This is a genomic window from Mesorhizobium terrae, from assembly GCF_008727715.1.
GTDB lineage: Bacteria > Pseudomonadota > Alphaproteobacteria > Rhizobiales > Rhizobiaceae > Mesorhizobium > Mesorhizobium terrae.
Window position 1 is genome coordinate 3,362,211 of the sequence record NZ_CP044218.1, and the last position, 16,132, is coordinate 3,378,342.

At 64.6% G+C, this 16,132-nt stretch carries 13 protein-coding genes; 5 read left to right on the forward strand and 8 right to left on the reverse strand.

Annotated elements, in window-relative coordinates; translation table 11 throughout:
* Positions 1–69: 69 nt before the first annotated feature.
* Entirely contained in the window at positions 70–1,122 is a 1,053-nt protein-coding gene (locus FZF13_RS17495; RefSeq protein ID WP_024923674.1) for a GNAT family N-acetyltransferase, read from the reverse strand.
* 348 nt (positions 1,123–1,470) lie between these two features.
* Positions 1,471–1,935, reverse strand: a complete 465-nt coding sequence (locus FZF13_RS17500) for a GbsR/MarR family transcriptional regulator (protein ID WP_036254285.1) — start codon at positions 1,933–1,935, stop codon at positions 1,471–1,473.
* Between the two features lie 232 nt (positions 1,936–2,167).
* On the opposite strand from FZF13_RS17500, the gene FZF13_RS17505 reads away from it, so the two are divergent.
* The gene (locus FZF13_RS17505; RefSeq protein WP_244431122.1) at positions 2,168–2,866 is read left to right on the forward strand and encodes a methyltransferase family protein; all 699 of its coding nucleotides are present in this window, start codon (positions 2,168–2,170) and stop codon (positions 2,864–2,866) included.
* A 22-nt stretch (positions 2,867–2,888) separates the two neighbouring features.
* Here the strand turns inward: FZF13_RS17505 and FZF13_RS17510 are convergent, their stop codons facing one another.
* The 3 genes from FZF13_RS17510 to FZF13_RS17520 form a co-directional block, all read right to left on the reverse strand.
* Positions 2,889–4,076, reverse strand: coding sequence for an MFS transporter (locus FZF13_RS17510; protein WP_024923671.1), 1,188 nt, complete (start codon positions 4,074–4,076; stop codon positions 2,889–2,891).
* 110 nt (positions 4,077–4,186) lie between these two features.
* Positions 4,187–4,414: a DUF2061 domain-containing protein gene (locus FZF13_RS17515; protein ID WP_024923670.1), complete on the reverse strand. Its 228-nt coding sequence runs from the start codon at positions 4,412–4,414 to the stop codon at positions 4,187–4,189.
* A 63-nt stretch (positions 4,415–4,477) separates the two neighbouring features.
* On the reverse strand, positions 4,478–6,142 hold the full coding sequence (locus tag FZF13_RS17520; protein ID WP_024923669.1) for a Na/Pi cotransporter family protein: 1,665 nt from the start codon (positions 6,140–6,142) through the stop codon (positions 4,478–4,480).
* A gap of 393 nt (positions 6,143–6,535) precedes the next feature.
* Here FZF13_RS17520 and FZF13_RS17525 point away from each other — a divergent pair, with 393 nt between their 5' ends.
* The 4 genes from FZF13_RS17525 to FZF13_RS17540 all read left to right on the forward strand — a co-directional run bounded on the left by FZF13_RS17525 (position 6,536) and on the right by FZF13_RS17540 (position 11,717).
* Positions 6,536–6,946, forward strand: a complete 411-nt coding sequence (locus FZF13_RS17525; RefSeq protein ID WP_024923668.1) for an RcnB family protein — start codon at positions 6,536–6,538, stop codon at positions 6,944–6,946.
* A 154-nt stretch (positions 6,947–7,100) separates the two neighbouring features.
* On the forward strand, positions 7,101–9,044 hold the full coding sequence (gene dnaG / locus FZF13_RS17530) for a DNA primase (protein WP_024923667.1): 1,944 nt from the start codon (positions 7,101–7,103) through the stop codon (positions 9,042–9,044).
* A 307-nt stretch (positions 9,045–9,351) separates the two neighbouring features.
* On the forward strand, positions 9,352–11,376 hold the full coding sequence (rpoD, locus tag FZF13_RS17535; protein WP_024923666.1) for an RNA polymerase sigma factor RpoD: 2,025 nt from the start codon (positions 9,352–9,354) through the stop codon (positions 11,374–11,376).
* Positions 11,377–11,456: 80 nt separating this feature from the next.
* Positions 11,457–11,717: a putative hemolysin gene (locus tag FZF13_RS17540; RefSeq protein ID WP_024923665.1), complete on the forward strand. Its 261-nt coding sequence runs from the start codon at positions 11,457–11,459 to the stop codon at positions 11,715–11,717.
* A gap of 147 nt (positions 11,718–11,864) precedes the next feature.
* Here the strand turns inward: FZF13_RS17540 and FZF13_RS17545 are convergent, their stop codons facing one another.
* From FZF13_RS17545 to FZF13_RS17555, 3 genes are all read right to left on the reverse strand, one after another.
* Positions 11,865–14,039, reverse strand: coding sequence for an inverse autotransporter beta-barrel domain-containing protein (locus FZF13_RS17545; protein ID WP_024923664.1), 2,175 nt, complete (start codon positions 14,037–14,039; stop codon positions 11,865–11,867).
* Positions 14,040–14,208: 169 nt separating this feature from the next.
* Positions 14,209–14,958 carry a DUF930 domain-containing protein gene (locus tag FZF13_RS17550; protein ID WP_051504760.1) on the reverse strand — a complete coding sequence of 250 codons (750 nt, stop codon included), beginning with the start codon at positions 14,956–14,958 and terminating at the stop codon, positions 14,209–14,211.
* A gap of 227 nt (positions 14,959–15,185) precedes the next feature.
* Positions 15,186–16,019 (reverse strand): N-acyl homoserine lactonase family protein, encoded by an 834-nt coding sequence (locus FZF13_RS17555; RefSeq protein WP_024923662.1) that lies wholly within the window; start codon positions 16,017–16,019, stop codon positions 15,186–15,188.
* Between the last annotated feature and the right edge of the window lie 113 nt (positions 16,020–16,132).

Genomic DNA, 16,132 nt, shown 5'->3' on the forward strand with positions numbered 1-16,132 from the left:
GGCATGTTCGATGGCGGAGCGGTCGGGATACCGCGCCCGTTCAGGCGCGGTATCCCTTGTCATGAGCGGTCAGTCGGTCTCGGCCGCGCGCTGTCTCTCGACGATGGCCTTGAAGGCGGCATCGCCGGTCAGACCCTGCAGCGCCCAATAGTCCTCCAGCCATTCGGCCTCGCCATCCCAGCCGCCGTCGACAAGCCGTTCAAGGCTGGCAAGGGCGCGCGTCCGGTCGCCGAGGAGAGCCCAGGCGCCGGCGGCATGGAAGTTGTACCAGCCGATCGTTTCGGCGGCCGCTTCCACATGACGGGCCCAGTCGAGGCAGGTGTCACGATCGAGGTCGCCGACATTCTCGGCCGGCAAGCTGCCGCTATAGGCAACGTGACGGTCGAGCTCGACCAGTCCGATCTGGCGCGCGACGGCAAGCGAGCCCCGGTTGGAGGCGTGCGAATGCCATTCGATGTCAGCGATGCCGCGGCGTAGGCATTCCGCGACCGCGGCTGCCGCCGCCGCCCGGCCGAGGCCGAGACGGCGGTAATCGGGCTCAGTGCCGACGCCGAGTTCGCAGCGGCTGGCGGCGACGCTGTCGGACAGGCAATGGCTGACCACCTTGCCGTCATGCAGCACGCAGAAGCCGACACCCTCGTCCAGGAAGCGCTTTTTGGAGCGCCACTGGCCGATGCCGTCCAGCGCATCTGCGGCGCCGGGCACGGTGTCGAGCAGCGAACGGCTGATCCGCCTGAGACTGAAGCCGTCGGGCAGCGGCGGCGTGGCGGGGAGCGGGGATGAGCCGGACGCAAGGCCCATGCGCACCCTGGGATGCGGCCGCGCGAAGGGGTTGGCCCAGACTTCGCCGAGGAGGTCCGTCCACGGCTCTTCCGCGAACAGATAGGCCCAGGCCGGAATGCGTCGCTTCAAGGCGCTGAAGCGGCGCCGGTCGGGCGTGCCGGCCAGGAAATAGCCGTCGCCGGCGCTCAGCAGCGCGATGGTCGGCGCTGTCCTGTCGTCCACCCACAATTCGGCGTCGGTAACGCCCTCCAGTGCCGCGACGACCGCGACATGGATGGCGGCAAGGTCTTTCAGAAGGGGTTGAGCGGCCGCAAAGGCCTTTCGCTCGAGTTTTTGCATGAATGTGCAATCCAATCAGGGCGCCTCGTGGCGAGGTCGCCCATATCAAACAGAGAAGAAACGGCAGCGCCGTTCCCGAAGAAGCCGGCATCAGCCCGCCGGCGCCTGGCGCGTGGTGCTGTCATGCTGCTACCTCTCTGTTCAGGTGGCCGGAACGGCCAAGGGATTGCAAAGGGCCGCTCCGCGATCGGCGAAGCAGCGGAACGCGGTGCGTCGGCCGCCGATTTGTTTTTCGAATATGGCGGATCGGAGGCGGCCCAGTCCTGTTTCGCAAAGCTCATGGAGAGGCGATTGGAGGCGTTGGCCATCGCCTCGCCGACTGTCGCGGTTGCCGCTGTTCGAATTGAATTAGGCGTTGCCGTTCCGACGCTTGGCGCTCATGGCGCGCAACATCTCGTCCATGGCGTCGCGCGCGGCGAGGTTGACCCTCGCCATATCCTTCAGCCGCGCCTTGATCTTGTCGGAAGGACTGGCCTCTGCGCCCTTCAGCAGCTGATTGGCCAGCGCTTCGAGGAGCCGGTTCTGCTGGCCGAGCATCTCCTCGTAGTTTTCAGAAACCTCGTAGAGGATGCGCTTGGTGCCGCGAATGCTGCGGCGGCGGGCGAGGGTGTATTGTTCCAGGAGGCGCGCGGCGACGCTGGCGCTGCTCTTGCTGATTTCGAGATCGGCCGAAATGCGGTCGAGATCGACGGCGTCCGGCATCAGGAGCAGATAGCCGTAGAGACGCGCAGCCGTCAGCGGCACGCCCCAGGGCACGAAAAGCCGGGCGATGTCGTCGATGAAGCGTTGCTGATCCGCGTCCATAATTGACATATTCGATATTTTCCGAATATACTTGATTTGCTGAAAATTTATACCGGTTCGGCCGGTTCACGGCAATCCGGCCCGCGGCGCAGCCTTTCCCCGCGACGGTACGGTATCCCTGGAGGCATCCCATGTCCGGCCCACCCGTAGCTGAAGCGCGTACGCGGGCGTTTGCCCGTGTCATCGGCCCTTTCGTATTGCCGCGCCACGCGGCGACGGCTCGAGGCAATGAGGTGGTGAGATGACGCTGGACGAAAAAAGCGGGCGGACCATGCTCGGCTATTATCTGCAGTTGACGCTCTGGACCCTGTTCCTCGCGGTGGTCACTTTCCTCGCCGCCGGAACGCTTGCCTATCCGGGCGGCTGGGCGATGATCGTGCTGTTCGGCGGCGGCGGTGTCGTCATGGTCGCGTGGCTGTCGCGCCGCAGCCCGCAATTGCTGCGCGAGCGCATGAGCCCGCCCATCCAGAAACATCAGGAAAGGTGGGACAGGATCTGGCTTTCGCTGTTCATCCTGGCGTTTCTCGTCTGGTTCGCCTTCATGCCGTGGGACGCCGCGCGCCGGGATTTTACCGCCGTGCCGCTTTGGCTGCAGGCGGTGGGCGGGCTGCTGATCGTGGCCAATTATGCCGGCACCTTCTGGACCTTCAATGCCAACACCTTTGCCGCGCCGGTGGTGAAGATCCAGGAAGGGCAGACGGTGATCGACACCGGCCCCTATGCGCTGGTGCGCCATCCCATGTATGCGAGCGCGTTGCTGCTGTTCCTCGGCATGCCGCTGCTGTTCGGCTCGTGGAGCGGCCTGTGGGGCACGGCGGTGCTCGGCATCGCGCTGGCCTGGCGCAGCGTGCGCGAGGAAACGGTGCTGCGGCGCCAATTCGCGAACTATGACGACTACAGCCGCCGCGTGCGCTACCGGCTGGTTCCGCTCGTCTGGTAATGCAGGCGGGGCCTGTCCGGCCTTATTCCGCGGCGCCTGCAGGCAAAGGCGGCCTGATGCCGCTGCGGCGCTCGGCGGTGTAGGAGATCAAGGCCACGGCAACGCCGACCACCATGGCGGCGGCGCCCAGCACCGGCAGCGCGCGGTAGCCGTAACCGGCACTCAGCATCACGGCACCGACGGAGGAGGCGAGGGCGATGCCGACATTGAAGCCCGAGGGGATCAAGGACGAGGCAAGGTTGGAGGCATCCGCCGTCCACGACAGGATGCGGGCCTGGATCGGTGCGCCGATGGCGAAGTTGAGCGCGCCCCACAGCGTGATCGCGACCACCATCGGCAGTGGGTTCGGGCTGACCGCGTAGATGACGGCAAGCATCACCGCCTGCAGGGCGAACAGGGTGATGATCGAGGGCATCAGCTTCCAGTCGGCCAGCCGTCCGCCGACGAAGACGCCTATCGTGGCGCCGACGCCGTTGAGCAGCAACACCCATGGCACTTGCGCCTTGCTGAGACCGGTGACCTCCTCAAGGAAGGGCGTGATGTAGGTGTAGAGCGTCATCTGGCCCATCATCAGCATCAGCATCAGGATGAGCGAGGTCCACACCTGCTGGCGTCCCAATGCGCGCACCTCGCGCGCCAGGCCGGCCGACTTGGTCGAGGCGCCGGTGGTGCGCGGCAAAAGGGCGGCTATCGCCAAAAGCGAGACGACGCCCAGAATGCTCATCACCCAGAAGGTGGCGCGCCAGCCCCACAGATTGCCGATTGCCGTGCCGACCGGCACGCCGATGATGTTGGAGACGGTGAGGCCGGACAGGACCAGCGCGATCGCCATGCCGCGCTGTTCGGGGCGCACGAGGCTGACCGCAACCACCATGGCGACGCCGAAATAGGCGCCGTGCGCCACGGCGACCGCGACGCGCAGCGCCAGCATGGACAGGAAATCGGGGGCGACGGCGCAGGCGACCTGGCCGACGGTGAAGGCGATGGCCAGCGCGATGAGCAGCGCCTTGCGCGATACTTTCGATGTCGCCAGCGTCAACAGCGGGCCGCCGATGGCGATGCCCAAAGCGTAGCCGGAAACCAGATAGCCGGCGCTCGGCACCGAGACGCCGAGCCCCTCGGCCACCTGCGGCAGCACGCCGGCAATGACGAATTCCGTCGTGCCGAAGGCAAAAGCGGCCAGGAAAAGGGCGATCAGGGGAAGAGGCATAAGGCGGACCGGAAGCGCTATGGGATTGGCCACAGATCACGGCACGTGCCGCCGGGCAATCGATAAATTATGGATCGGACTTTAGATTTTCTTGATGGCGGCGATCGCCCTTACGGCACCGCTTCGGGCGCCGTGCCAGGTTTGCGGCCATAAGGAATGCGTAGCCAGGCCCGCTCGTGCAGGTAATAAAGGATCGATTTCGTCACCACTTCGGTGAGCCCGATGGTTGCGGCGAGCTTGATGCTGCGGGTGATGATCAAGGACAGCACGATCGTGTCGATGGTGCCGGTAACGCGCCAAGAGATGGCCTTGGCGAAACTGCGTGAATGCGTGTCCAATCCCGTCTCCTCCCGAGGATCGAGCCAAGCTAGCGTGACGAAGGGCGGCGCCGCAACCTTGCGTTACATCGCCTTGAGGCGGGAATCGCTGAGCAGGCCGCGCTTCTCCAGCACCGGATAGGTCATGGAGGCGAGCAGCGAGTTGATCTGCTTCAGGTCGCGGATGGTGTCGAGATGGATGGAGCTGGTCTCGATGGAATTGGGCGAACCGTCGCGCAGGCGCTCGAAATGGGCGCGGCTGGTTTCTTTCTCGCGGTCGCGCAGCCGGTCCTTCTCTTCGACGATCTGACGGGCGGTCTCGGCGTCGCTGGAGATCAGCACGTTGAAGGCAAGCCGCGCATTGGCAAGCACCGAGGCGTGGAAGGCAGTCAATTCGCGCCAGCCTTCCGGCGTGAACTCCAGGCCGCGCTCCATCTTTTTGCGCACCAGCGGCAACATGTTGCGCACGATGATGTCGCCGACCTGCTCCAGCTTGACGCAGGCGCCGATCAATTCCTGGCAGCGCAGCGCCTCGTCCTCGGTCAGCGAATTCTTGGTGACCTTGGCGAGGTAGAGCTTGATGGCGGCGTGTTTCTGGTCGACGCGGTCGTCGAGCGCGGCGAGCGCCCGGATCTTGTCCTCGTCGGCCTGTTCATAGAGGTCGATGACACGCTTCAGCATGATCTCGACGGTCTCGCACACCCGTACCACTTCGCGCGTGGCGTTGGCCAGCGCCTGGGACGGCACGTTGAGCGCCGCCTCGTTCAGCGCCGAAAGCTCCGTCACCTGGAAGGCTTCGGCCGGCTGCGGCTTGGCGCCCAGTGCAACGATCTTTTCCGAGGCGCGGTAGACGAGGCCGGCCAGCGGCAGGCCGGCCAGCAGGATAATGATGTTGAACAGGATATGCGCGTTGACGATCTGGTCCGGCACGGTCGAGCCGAGGAAGGCGATCGGCGGCTTGAAGCCGAGGAACAGCGTCAGCATGACCAGCGAACCGAGGCCGCGCATCAAAAGATTGCCAACCGGCACGACACGCACGCCTGGCTCGGCATTGCGGGTGAGCAGCGGCGCGATGATGGAGGAGCCGAGATTGACGCCCAGCACCAGGACGATGCCGAGTTCCGGCGGGATGAAACCGCGTCCGGCCAGCGTCGTCATCAACAGCACGGCGGCGATCGAGGACTGGAACAGCCAGGTGGCGAGTGCCGCCAGAAGATAGGCGGTGACGGGGTCGCCCTTGAAATAGTCGATGATGACCGGCAGCAGCTGGCTTTCGCGCAGCGGTTCGGAGGCTTGGCCGATCATCCCCAGCGACAGAAGCAGCAGGCCGACGCCGATCAGGATGCGGCCGACCTGGCGCCAGTCGCGCCGCTCGGTGGCCATGAACATGACGGTGCCGGTGATCAGGCAGATCGGCACGATCAGCGACAGATCGAAGGTGAGCAGCTTGACGACCAGCGCCGAGCCGATCTCGGCGCCGCGCACGGCGAGTTGGCCGGCCATGCCCGAGACGATGCCGGCGCCGGCGAAGGAGCCGACCAGGAGCGTGACGGCGGTGGAGCTCTGCAAGGCGATGGCGAGCGCGGTTCCCGCAAGCACCGCCAGGATCGGGTTCTGCATGGTGCCGCGCAGTTTCAGCCGCAGCACGTCGCCATAGGCGCGCTCGACGCCGGTCTTGACCATGCGGGTGGCAAACAGCATCAGCGCCACCGCGCCGGCCAGATGCAGGAGCACGACCGAGCCGCTCAACGGTGGCTTCCCAGCATGGCGCGCGCGCCACGGAACGGCCCGCGGGCATTTGCAGGCGGCCATTTGATCGATGGGGCCGAAGCGGTGTCGGCTCGATGTGAAAAGGCGCGGATCATAAGGCTTACATATAGGCCCAACTGTCGGGTTTTACATTAGCCGGATAATAATTTCCTGTTGACTTCGGCGCGCTTCGACAAACGGCGGCTTGTGTCGGATTTGGACATGAAAGCGGGGCGGGTGCACGCCTGCCGTGAAATCCCGCGGGATTCCGTCCGATTTCGGACGCCTGGATCAATGCCTTGGTTTCATTACATAATTGTAATTTCGACATTCAGTTTGAGTTCATGTTGCGAACCCTAATTCTCTCGTGTGAACAAACGAGGAAACACAATCATGAAACGTCTTATTCTTTCCGCGATGGCGGTTTCGATGCTGGCGGTGTCGACATTGCAGGGTTTCGCCGCGCCGGTGGCGGTGCCAGCCGCGCCACGCTCCGACGTCACCCAGGTCCAGTGGCAGGAGCCGATTCGCAAGGATCGCCGTTATGACGATCGTTATGACCGGCGCTACGACCGGCGCACCGTCGAAAAGCGCGTGATCATCCGCAAGGAAGTGGTGCGCGAGCCGCGCTGGAAGGCCGGTCAGCGTTACGGCGACTGGCGCCGCTACCAGGGCATCAAGGAATATCACCGCTACGGCCTGCGCCGCCCCGGCCCCGGCCAGCAGTGGATCCGCGTCGGCAGCGACTATCTGCTGGTCGGCATTGCCACCGGCCTGATCGCAGGCGCCATCGCCGGGCGCTAAGGCGCCATCGTCTTAGAGAGCAAAAAGGCGGCCCGGGGGGGGCGCCTTTTCCTCGTCGAGACGGGAACGGCCTGTGAAAACCGGGTATGCCGCGCATTGGGGGTCGTCTGGCGCAGCGCCAGCGACTATATCAAAGACAAACGAGCTTCCGCCCATGCGCTTCCCGCCAACCTTTCTCGACGAGATACGAGACCGCGTTCCGATCTCCTCGCTGATCGGCATGCGCGTGTCGTGGGACAGGAAGAAGACCAACGCGCCGCGCGGCGATTTTTGGGCGTGCTGCCCGTTTCATGGTGAAAAATCGCCGTCGTTCCACTGCGAGGACAAGAAGGGCCGCTACCATTGCTTCGGCTGCGGCGTTTCGGGCGATCATTTCCGTTTCCTGACCGAACTCGACGGCCTGAGCTTTCCAGAGGCGGTCGAACGCGTCGCCGACATGGCCGGCGTGCCGATGCCGGCGCGCGACGAGCAGGCGGAGCGACGCGACAGGCAGCGCGCCAGCCTGACCGACGTCATGGAAATGGCGACTGCCTTTTTCCAGGAGCGGCTGCAAGGCTCGGAAGGGGCCAAGGCGCGCGCCTATTTGCGCGACCGCGGGCTGACGCCGGCGACGCAGCAGAGCTTCCGGCTGGGCTATGCGCCCGACAGCCGCAACGCGCTGAAGGAATTCCTGGCCTCCAAAGGGGTCGACAAGGCGCAGATCGAAGCCTGCGGCCTGGTGGTGTTCGGCGACGATATCCCGGTCTCCTATGACCGGTTCCGCGACCGCATCATGTTCCCGATCCCGGATTCGCGCGGCAAGATCATCGCTTTCGGCGGGCGCGCCATGTCGGCCGATGTCTCGGCCAAATATCTGAACTCGCCCGAGACCGAACTCTTCCACAAGGGCAATGTGCTCTACAATTTCGCCCGTGCCCGCAAGGCGGTGGCGCGCGGCGGCACGGTCATCGCCGTCGAAGGCTATATGGACGTCATCGCGCTGGCGCAGGCCGGCTTCGAGAACGCCGTGGCGCCGCTGGGCACCGCGCTGACCGAAAATCAGATGGAACTTCTGTGGCGCCTGTCGGGCGAACCGATGCTGTGCTTCGACGGCGACGCCGCCGGCCTGAAGGCGGCGTGGCGGGCGGCCGATCTCATCCTGCCTTCGATCCAGGCTGGCCGCACGGCGCGCTTTGCGCTGCTGCCCGAGGGCAAGGACCCCGACGATCTGGTCAAGGCCGACGGTCCGGACGCCTTCCGCGCGGTGCTGGCCGAAGCGCGGCCGCTGGCCGAGCTGATCTGGATGCGCGAGACAGCGGGCGGGGTGTTCGAGACGCCCGAGCGGCGGGCGGAACTGGAAAAGACGCTGCGCGAGATCACCAGCCGCATCCGCGACGAAAGCGTGCGCTATCACTACCAGCAAGACATGCGCGAGCGCGTCCTGACCTTCTTCGGCCAGCGCGCCAGGCCACAGCGCCAGGGCGAACGCGGAAAAGGTGGAGGCAGGCAGGGCGGCGACAAGCAGGGTGGCCAATGGTCACGCGGCGGCCAGGCTCAAGGGCGCAGTCCGATCACCGAAAGCCTCGGCCGTTCGGCGATCGTCAAGCGCACTGGCGAGCTGATGTCGGTGCGCGAGGCAACGGTGGTGGTGGCGCTCGTCAACCATCCGGCGCTGATCGACGAGAATTTCGAGCATGTCGAATTCCTCGACCTCGCCAACAGCGATCTGCGCCGGCTGCACGCCGCGCTGCTCGATGCGCTGGCTCACGAACAGGCCAACGATCGCGTGGCCATCATCGCCATGATCGAGCGTACAGGCTGCGCGGATGTGTGGGAGCGCGCGGTGGCGCTGATTCGTCGCACGCGGCAGTGGCCGGCGCTGGAGAACGCCGCGATCGAGGATGCCCGCGACGCTTTCAACCAGGTGCTGCACTTGCACCGCAGCCAACGCACCTTACATAGGGAGCTGAAGCAGGCCGAGGCCGCACTTGCCAGCGATCCAACGGAAGAGAATTACCGGCACCTGGTCGAAATCCAGGCGCAGTTTCGCGACGTGCAGGCCACGGAAGCTTTGATCGAAGGGTTCGGCGTTTCCTCCGGCAGGGCCGGTCGAGCGTGAACCAAAGACGCAGAAGGGGCTATTTGATTCGCTTTTTTAAGGCGAATCATGCGAGAGGCGCTTGACCTTCTGGCAGAATGACGGAATCAGAACGATTCGAAACGTTAACCCATGCCCGGCATTGGCGGGAAATAACGACCTATGCACTGGACGGGAAGGGGATCCCGCCACAGATATCAGGGTTAATCTGGACTTAAGTGAGATGCAGGTACTGGCTTGGCAGGCGCGTGAGTTAAGCGAACGCAACTGATTTGCCCGGTTCAGCAGCGATGCGGTCCCTAGAGAGGCCGCCTGGAGAAGACTTAGAATGGCGACTAAGGAAAAGGAAGAGGTCGAAACCGAACGCGAGGGCACGACCGATGGCCCGCTGCTCGACCTCTCCGATGATGCTGTCAAGAAGATGATCAAGGCCGCCAAGAAGCGCGGCTACGTCACCATGGACGAACTGAATTCGGTGCTGCCTTCGGAGGAAGTGACCTCCGAGCAGATCGAAGACACGATGGCCATGCTTTCCGACATGGGCATCAACGTGGTCGAGGACGACGAGCAGGGCGAAGAAGCCGAGGCCGCCGAAGGCGATGCCGAGGAAGATGCCAACGAGCTTGCCGAACAGACCGGCACGGCCGTTGCCGCCACCCCGACCAAGAAAGAGCCGACCGACCGTACCGACGATCCGGTGCGCATGTATCTGCGCGAGATGGGTTCGGTGGAGCTATTGTCGCGCGAGGGCGAAATCGCCATCGCCAAGCGCATCGAGGCCGGCCGCGAGACGATGATCGCGGGCCTTTGCGAAAGCCCGCTGACCTTCCAGGCCATCATCATCTGGCGCGACGAACTCAACGAAGCCAAGATCCTGCTGCGCGAGATCATCGATCTCGAAGCCACCTATGCCGGCCCCGAGGGCAAGCAGGCACCGGTGGTGGAGCGCATCGAGGAAGACAACAAGCCGAAGGACGAGCCCAAGGCAGGGCGCCGCCGCGGCGACGACGAAGACGACATCACCAATGTCGGCGGCGATACCCGCGGCCTCGAAGAGGACGAGGAAGACGAGGACGAGGCGAGCCTGTCGCTGGCGGCGATGGAAGCCGAGCTGCGTCCGCAGGTGATGGAGACGCTCGACGTCATCGCCGACACCTACAAGAAGCTGCGCAAGCTGCAGGACCAGCAGGTCGAGAACCGTCTCGCCGCCGCCGGCACGCTTTCGCCGAGCCAGGACCGCCGGCTGAAGGAGCTGAAGGACCAGCTGATCACGGCGGTGAAGTCGCTGTCGCTCAACACCGCCCGCATCGAGGCGCTGGTCGAGCAGCTCTACGACATCAACAAGCGCCTGGTGCAGAATGAAGGCAAGCTGTTGCGCCTGGCCGAAAGCTATGGCGTGCGCCGCGAGGAGTTCCTGCGCGAATACCAGGGTTCGGAACTCGACCCGAACTGGACCCGTTCGATCGCCAATCTGACGACGCGCGGCTGGAAGGAATTCACCAAGAACGAGAAGGACGCCATCGGCGACCTGCGCGCCGAAATCCAGAACCTCGCCACCGAGACGGCGATCTCGATCCTGGAATTCCGCAAGATCGTCAACCAGGTGCAGAAGGGCGAGCGCGAAGCGGCGATCGCCAAGAAGGAAATGGTCGAGGCCAATCTGCGCCTCGTCATCTCCATCGCCAAGAAATACACCAATCGCGGCCTGCAGTTCCTGGATCTGATCCAGGAAGGCAATATCGGCCTGATGAAGGCGGTCGACAAATTCGAATACCGCCGTGGCTACAAGTTCTCCACCTACGCCACGTGGTGGATCAGGCAGGCGATCACCCGTTCGATCGCCGACCAGGCCCGCACGATCCGTATTCCGGTGCACATGATCGAGACGATCAACAAGATCGTGCGCACCTCGCGCCAGATGCTGCACGAGATCGGCCGCGAGCCGACGCCGGAAGAACTGGCCGAAAAGCTCGCCATGCCGCTGGAAAAGGTGCGCAAGGTGCTGAAGATCGCCAAGGAGCCGATCTCGCTCGAAACGCCGGTCGGCGACGAGGAGGATTCGCACCTCGGCGATTTCATCGAGGACAAGGGCGCGATCCTGCCGATCGACGCCGCGATCCAGGCGAACCTGCGCGAGACGACGACGCGCGTGCTGGCTTCGCTGACGCCACGCGAGGAGCGCGTGCTGCGGATGCGCTTCGGCATCGGCATGAACACCGACCACACGCTGGAAGAAGTCGGCCAGCAGTTCTCGGTGACACGCGAACGTATCCGCCAGATCGAGGCCAAGGCGCTGCGCAAGCTCAAGCACCCGAGCCGGTCGCGCAAGCTCAGAAGCTTCCTCGACAGCTAAGAAGATCAAGCCCGGGCATCGTCCCGGGCTTTTTTCTGCGCCGGTGCTATAGTGGCCGCCGATCGGAAAGAGAGGCGGACATGAACTACATTGCGAGGACGCTTGCCTGTCTGGCTGTTCTGGTGCCCGGCATGACGGGGCCGGTTGCAGCGGGCACAATGCCAAAGACGACCACCCTGGCCAATCCGGCTTCCGTCCACTGTGGCAAGCTTGGCGGGCGCTTGAAGATCAAGAAAGACGCCGCCGGCAACCAGACCGGCTATTGCTACCTGCCCAATGGCAGCGTGTGCGAGGAATGGGCACTGTTCCGCGACAAGAAGTGCGTGCCGCCGAAACGCTGACCGCAACGGAGAAAAGCGCGATCCCGACGCGCGAATTTAAAATGTTAGAGCGTCCTTTGCGTGTCCGAATGGAGGCGCGGCGCTCTAGCCGGCGCCGGGATCGTGCCTTGCGGCCCTCGCCGCAGGGATGGTGCGAGGGCCGATGGGTCAGAGGCAATTGGCCTTGAAGTTGCCGCCGTTGAGTTCGCGTCCGTTGAGCGTGAGCGCGGTTCCGGGTGGCTGGGTGAGCGAGCCGTTGACGTAGGAACCGAAGCTCGACACCAGGCAGTTGCGCGGCGTGCCCTTGACCGTCACGTCGCCGCCGATATCGACCGCCGGACCCATGAAATAGAGGCCGGCCTTGGCGGCGTTTTCGACGCGCAGCTTGTCGAAGGTGACGTTCTTGACCGGACCGCCGAGGAAATCCCAGTCGCTGCCATAGATGAAGGCGCCGTAGGTGCCGGCATTGGTGATCGTCACATCCCTGAAATGGATGTCGGAGACCGGGTTGAGGAAGATGCCGGCATTGCGGGTGTCGTCGACCGTCAGCCCGTTGACGCGGACATTGGTGGTCCTTGCCTCCTCCGGCAAGGTCGAGGCGGTGACCAGCATCAGGCCGTTGATGCCGCCCTTCAGCGTCATATCGGTGATGGCGACGTTGGAGGTGCCCTGCAAAACGACCAGATCCATGTCGAGCCCCTGCGCGGAATTGTCGACGGTGACCTTGTTCATGGCGACGTCGTTGGCGGCGACCAGCAACACGCCCTCGCGCCGCGACTTGGAGATGGCGACGTTGTCGAGCTTGATGCCGGTGGCGGCATGGGTGATGACGGGCGGCCAACCGCTGTCGTCGATGCGGCTGCCGGCGAAGATGCCGTAGGTGACGCTGTCGATGACGGTGTCGCGTATGGTGAGCCCGCTGGTGCCGAGCGCGCTGATGGCGGCATAGGGCGCGCGGTTGGGATCGCCGACGGCGAATTCGCAATCGGTGTTGCTGTTGCAGATGGTGAGATCGCGGATTTTGGTCTTTTCGATCAGCGCGCCGCTGACATTGTCGAGGCGGATGCCGTCGCCGGCCGTGCGGCTGATCTCGACGTCGCGAACGGTGATGCCGGTGGCGCCGTTGCTGGCGATGCCGGCAAGGCCGCCGCTGATCGCCAGATGCTCGATGGTGGCGCCGGAGGCCATGGCGACGACATTGGCGAGCGGGTTGCTGCCGGCCAGGCGCGTTGCCGCGCCGTCATTGCGGAAGGCGGCCTCGAAGCGGCTGGTCGTGCCGCGCACGCCGATGACGCCGCCACCGCCGAGCATATATTGCCCGGTGCCGAGCTGCATCGTCTGGCCGAGCGCGATGTCGCCGCTGGCCAGAACCAGCGCATTGCCGCCGGCGGCGGCGAGCGCTGCATTGATGGCCCTGGCATCGCCGGTGGCGGCGGAGACGGCGACCACCTTGCCGATCGTGCGGCCGTTGGCGACGAATTCGGCCGTCTCGACCGCTCCGGTGGCGCCGGCATAGGTGCGGAGGAAATCAGCGCGCTCGACCTGCTGGAACATCGGGTCGAAGGCCGCCTGGCCGGTGCGGCTCGAACCGCCGAGCGGCACGCGCAGGCGGGCGGTGAGGGCAAACTCCGTGCGGTCTTCCTTATCGTAGGAGACGGAGGCGCCGAGCGCCAGAGTGGAACCGGAAACGCCGGGCAGGCCGGCAAAGCTCAATTCCGCGCGCGCCCTGACGCCGAGCGTATCGTCGATGGCGCCCTTGCCGTCATACCAGTAGGTGCCGCCGAACACCTTTATCTGCGCCGCAATGTCTTGCGGAAACACCGGCAGGCGCAGGCCGGCCTCGGCATCGAAGCCGCCGCGGGCGATTTCGCCGCCGGCGCGGAATTTCAGCTCGTCGCCGGCGATGAAGGCGCGGCTGAGACTTGCGATAGCCTTTTCGTCGGTCAGCGGCAGATAGACATTGGCGCGCGCCTCATAGAGCGGGCCGAGCGCCTCGGCGCCAAAGGAGAGCTGGTTGAAGCTGTGGCCATGGTCGCTGTTGAAGGTGTCGAAATAACCATAGGCGCCATAGACCCAGTCGTTGGCCGCGCGATGGCGGAAGCCGAGACCGAACGAGCCCTGGCGGGCGGAGCCTTCGACGAAGGAGCCGCTGGCATCGAAGAAAGCGCCGTTGGCGCCGCCGTCGAACAGGAAGGGCACGAAAAGACCGATGCCGCCGCTGCCCCGGCCATAGGCGAGATTGCCGTCGAACTGGAGGATCGGCTGCTGCACCTGCGCGAGGGCATGACTGGAGAGGGCGGTGCCGGTGATCAGCGCCGCTGCGAAAAGCTTTGGAAATGTCATGATGAACGTTTGGGATTCCGATTGAACGATTGTTCGGATAGGATACTTGATTAAAAGAGTCTAGTTTATTCCGGAAATTCCCGCGGCCAGCTGTGGATGGAATTTAGTCCAGCGTTTCAAGAGCTTGATGCCTGGTCTCGACGTACGTGAGGCAATCCGTCCCGTTGGTTCAATCGGCCGGCCCGTCGTCGAGTGTCAGGTCGTGGCTTGCCCACTGGTCGCGCGGGATCTCCTTGCCGAGCAGGAATTCGAAGGCGACGACGGTCTTGAGATCCGGCGCGACGGTGCAATTGAATTTCAGTTCGTACCAATGGCGCTTGCTGCGCACCGCGCCGCCCTTGGCTTCCATCGCCCCGCCGGCAAGTTTCACCTCGGCCATGGCATAGGGGACGACGAGATCGGGTTGGAAATCGGCCCGCTGCTGGCGCACCTGCGCGAGTGCCTCGATGTCACAGAGCTGGATGATGCGTTCCTGTGGCGCCAGAAGCGGCAAGGCGCGGCGCGCGCCGCGGCTGCGGGGATCGGCAAGCACACGGGCGGAATAGAATTTTTCGACCCAGATCATCGGTTGCGGGGCGGGCGCCGGCGGCGGGGTGGGGATAGCCGGTTGCTGCGCTGGCGCGTTGGGTGCCGTCTCGGATTTTGCGGCCGGAACAGGCTCGCTCGCTGGCGCGGGTCCAGGCGGCGGCGGCACGAAATCGACTTTGATACTTTCGATCGGCAATGGCTTGAGCGCAGGCGGCGTCGGCAACAAGGCGAGTACCGTCAGCAACAGGAGATGCAGGAGGAAGGACGCGCCGACACCGAGCGGCAGGTCGGCGCGATCCGGTGGCACCGCAATTGCCGGCGCACGGCCGAAGCCGCGGCCAGCGCTCGCGGCAAGGGCTACCGGTTCGATGGCGATGGGCGGAGCGCGCAAGGAAGGGTTTCGTCAAAACGCGTGGACAGTGACAGCCCGGACCCAAGGACAACTGTGCGGCAGTTTGGCGATGATGGGAAGCGGTGTCGTGCACCGTATGGCGGGCCATCCGCGCCGGGTGGCAGCGCGGCAGCCGGCATCCCGGCTGACAAACTGATTCAACACGCTGCGCGTTTGATTCTGGAAACCCGGCCAACTCATTGGCCGGGTTTCGCTTTTCGCCTTGCCTATTTCGCGCTGGCCGGGAAGGCCGCCAGTTTGGCGATGTCGTCCGCGTCGTGCTGGACGACGAGGGTGGCGCCGAGGGTTTTGGCCATCGACTGCAGCCGCGCCATCGAGGCGAGGCTGTCGGCGCGGTCGGTGTTGAAGGGCGGCACGCCACCGGTTTCGAACTGCTTCTCGAAATGAGCGACGTCGCCGGTGAGCAGCACCGGCCCATTCTTGGCCAGCCGCACCAGCAATGCGTGGCTGCCGGGCGTGTGGCCGGGAGCGGACAGCATGACGATGGAGCCATCGCCGAAGACATCCTTGTCGCCTTCGACCGCGTCCACCGGGGCGCCGCCGCTCAGCCACGGCGCCGCAAGGTCCGGCATGGCGCCGAAGGGCGGCGGGTTGGTCTTCAGCGCTTCGAAGTCGGCCTTGCCGATCATCAGGCGTGCCTTCGGGAAATCGGCGGCCTGGCCAAGATGATCGAAATGATAGTGGCTGATGCCGACCCGGGCGATGGCCTCCGGCTGGACGCCGATTTGCCTCAGCTGGTCCGGCAGGGTGCGATCGAGCGTCGGCGCCAGCGCTTGGTCGGCCGCCATCGGCTTGCCGAGCAGGGCAGCCGGCAGGCCGGTGTCCCACAGCATGTAATCGCCGTCGTGGCGAATGAGATAGCAGCTGTCGGTCAGTGTCTTCTTCTGGCCGGCATAAGCGAAGGTGTCTGAGAAGATGCTGAGGTCGTTGACCGCGATGCGGCCGCAGTCCAGGCGCCACAGTTCGATTTGCGGGGCGGCATCGGCGATCGCTGCCGTGCCTGAAAATGCGGCGGCGAGCATGAAGGTTTTGAAAATCATTGTCTTCGGTCCTGCGTTGGTGACGATGGCAACGCCATCGCTGCGGGGTTTTACAGGCTTGGTCGCGCTGCTCGTGCCCAAGGCGCTCGGTTTCTGTGCCCGAAACGCTCAAT